Genomic DNA, 2,751 nt, shown 5'->3' with positions numbered 1-2,751 from the left:
TACTATCATTTGTTTGAACTCTGTTTGTTCTGCTAAACATTTATAAACAGTATTATTAGCAAGTGCATAAATATTTCTATTTCTATCAGTTGTTAAAGACTTAATTTCATTTATTTTTCAATTATTATTTTCATTTTTAATACTTGTTTTAATTTTATTATTTGTGTTATTGATAAATAAGGTATTTAAACTGTTTGTACTTTCTGTTGCTAAAATTGTTGTTGCAATTAGTGTTGACATCTTTTTCATATTTTAAAAACTCCTTTTTATTTTTTCCCAATAACTTCTTATTTTTAAGAAGTGAATATATTTTATTTTTTTCAAATAAATTTCAAATAAAAATAGAGCAAATTTTAATTTAAACTAAAAATCATAAAAAAAATATATTTTATATTTAAAAAAATATTTTGAATGTTATAATAGTAGTAAATATGGATTAATTTGCATATATTATATAAAGCAGGGGTGGCATTGCCTGAGAAATACCCTATAACCTGATCTAGTTAGTACTAGCGGAGGGAGACTTTATTTTTTATATTTTAAAAAATGATAACTCCTTTTTTGTTATGTAAGATAAATTAAAGGAGTTATCATTTTATTATGTTTAAAGAACAACTATTAACAACTATCAATTATAATAAAGTTAAAAGCAAACTGGAGGTAGGAATGTTAATTAAAGCATCAGCCATTTTTAGTTTAATTACTCTTCTAACATTAACAGTTATTATTAGTATTTTACCTGCTAGTAGTATTAATCACTTTTTTAAAGTTACTACTATTACTGGTTGACAATTTTATAGCAGTAAAATTTATTTAATATTAATTCTTTGTTTATTATTAATTTCATCAATTTTATTATCTGTTATTACATGAACAGTTAAAATAGAAGATATTCATAAAAATATTGTTATTGTTACATTACTATCAATTTTTAGTATCAATCCCATTGCATTAATTTTTAATTTAATTAAACATTATCAATGACAAAAAGAAGAAACTTTTTCCATTTTAAAAACAAGATGATGAACTAATTTTAAATTTGCATTTGGTATTAAACGATGATTAGTTATTGATTATACAATTATTGGTTTATTTACTGGTGTAACTATTGCTTGTGCTTTTATTGAACAAAATTTATTACCAAAAATGCCATACGGCGGCGGTATTGCTATTAAATATATACCTTTAATGGTTATTAGTTATATTATTGGCTTTGCAGGTGGATGATTAACGGGTATGATTAGTGCTTTAATGTCATTATTATTTATTAGTGGTGGTTATGTTATTAGTGCTTGAAGTTATTTATTAGATTATTTTTTGCCAATGACAACACCCGCTATTATTTCATTATTACGTTTTAATTTAAAAGCTGATAAATCAATTTTTACTTATATTAATTATTTTTTACATTGTTTTTTAGTTTGTTTAATTATTTATTTTTGACAAACAATAGCAGGATATTTTATTTGATCACAAATTACTAATGCTGATGGAAGTAAAAATATTTGATCAGGATTTAATCCTCTTTTTTACTCATTAGTTTACAATTTTATTCATATTTTTTTGTTTACTTATCCAATTATGCAATTAACAATACCTTTTATTTATCGTGGTTTAGTTAGTCACTATGTAGAAAGATATCGTTAGAATAGTAATTCCAATTACTATTTCTTTTTTTAAATAGCGTTATAATATTAATTGATAGAAAGGGTGATTATAATGAAAAATGATGAAATAATCAAAGAAGATATTATTATTATTATTATTATGGATGGTAATATTAAATTAATGAATAAAGCATTAAATGAGAAAAAGGTTGTATTAGCAGCAATTGAATTAGGAAAACATGCTCAACATACAATTGATATTGGTTGATCTGAACATTTTCAAGCATATGCTAAATTAAAAAGTACAACTACTACTGGTACTTGTTTTTGTAAAAAACCAGCAACTCATTTAGTTTATTTTTGACGATAATAAGATAATATAATTTTTAAATAATTTAATTAACTACTAGATGAGAATTAAAAATAAATTTTTTATCTAATTGATTTTGATATTCTGGATTTGTTATTAATCTTTGTTTTAGTTTTGGTTTATAATAAGTAAAATAAATAATAGTAGCAATTATAATAAATACTCAAAACATTAAAAACTTAATTGTAATTGCAATTAATATGATTCCTCTGTTGCTTACTAAATCATGAATCATATTATAATTAAAAATAATGAATTGACTAATTAAAAATAATAAACAGATAATAAACATAATTCATTCGATAACTTTTATTTTTATTTTTTTATAATAACCGATAACACAAGTTGCTGTTATAACAAAAAGATAAACAAAGATTGTTATATTAGTTGTAAATCCCAACATTTGGTTGTAATTAAAACTAATTCCAATTAAATCCGGAATTATTAGCATAATAATACAAATTATAATTGTAATTATAAAATTAATAGTATTACCATACATTGCAATATTTTCTTTATTTAATTTGGCTATTTTTTTCACTAATGTATCCTTCTTTCGCTAATGGTTGTAGCATAGCTCCAGAATATAGCGCTACTTGTATTACACCATTCAATTTAATTGATAAAGTACAAATAACTAGTAAAATGATACCTGTTGTACCAGCAATCCCAGCAATAACATTATTTGGATTATAATTATTATCACCATTTGCTCATCCGTTATTACCATTAGGTCCTTGTGAACTGATGGCACCAATAATTAAAATTGTAATA

Annotated in this window: 4 protein-coding genes, 1 pseudogene and 1 riboswitch; of the genes and pseudogenes, 2 read left to right on the top strand and 3 right to left on the bottom strand. The window is 22.3% G+C overall.

Annotated elements, in window-relative coordinates; all coding sequences use genetic code 4:
• Positions 1-249 (bottom strand): hypothetical protein (locus tag M0D11_RS05625; RefSeq protein WP_252320885.1); only part of this gene is annotated, 249 nt, incomplete at its 3' end.
• A 202-nt stretch (positions 250-451) separates the two neighbouring features.
• A riboswitch (TPP riboswitch) is annotated at positions 452-539 on the top strand.
• Positions 540-600: 61 nt separating this feature from the next.
• Between M0D11_RS05625 and M0D11_RS05620 the strand changes: the two genes are divergently transcribed.
• Positions 601-1,647 carry an energy-coupled thiamine transporter ThiT gene (locus tag M0D11_RS05620; RefSeq protein ID WP_252320883.1) on the top strand — a complete coding sequence of 349 codons (1,047 nt, stop codon included), beginning with the start codon at positions 601-603 and terminating at the stop codon, positions 1,645-1,647.
• A 72-nt stretch (positions 1,648-1,719) separates the two neighbouring features.
• Entirely contained in the window at positions 1,720-1,977 is a 258-nt protein-coding gene (locus M0D11_RS05615) for a hypothetical protein (protein ID WP_252320881.1), read from the top strand.
• 25 nt (positions 1,978-2,002) lie between these two features.
• Here M0D11_RS05615 and M0D11_RS05610 read toward each other — a convergent pair whose 3' ends face one another.
• Together M0D11_RS05610 and M0D11_RS05605 are read right to left on the bottom strand one after the other, a co-directional pair.
• Complete coding sequence (locus tag M0D11_RS05610) at positions 2,003-2,518, bottom strand: hypothetical protein (RefSeq protein ID WP_252320879.1); 516 nt, start codon at positions 2,516-2,518, stop codon at positions 2,003-2,005.
• A pseudogene (locus M0D11_RS05605) lies at positions 2,493-2,751 on the bottom strand (hypothetical protein); the annotation flags it as partial. The gene M0D11_RS05610 and the pseudogene M0D11_RS05605, both read right to left, overlap by 26 nt.

This window comes from Spiroplasma endosymbiont of Lariophagus distinguendus (assembly GCF_023846195.1).
GTDB lineage: Bacteria > Bacillota_I > Bacilli_A > Mycoplasmatales > VBWQ01 > Spiroplasma_E.
Note: the sequence above shows the minus strand (reverse complement) of the source record. Positions and strands in the feature narration are given on the sequence as shown.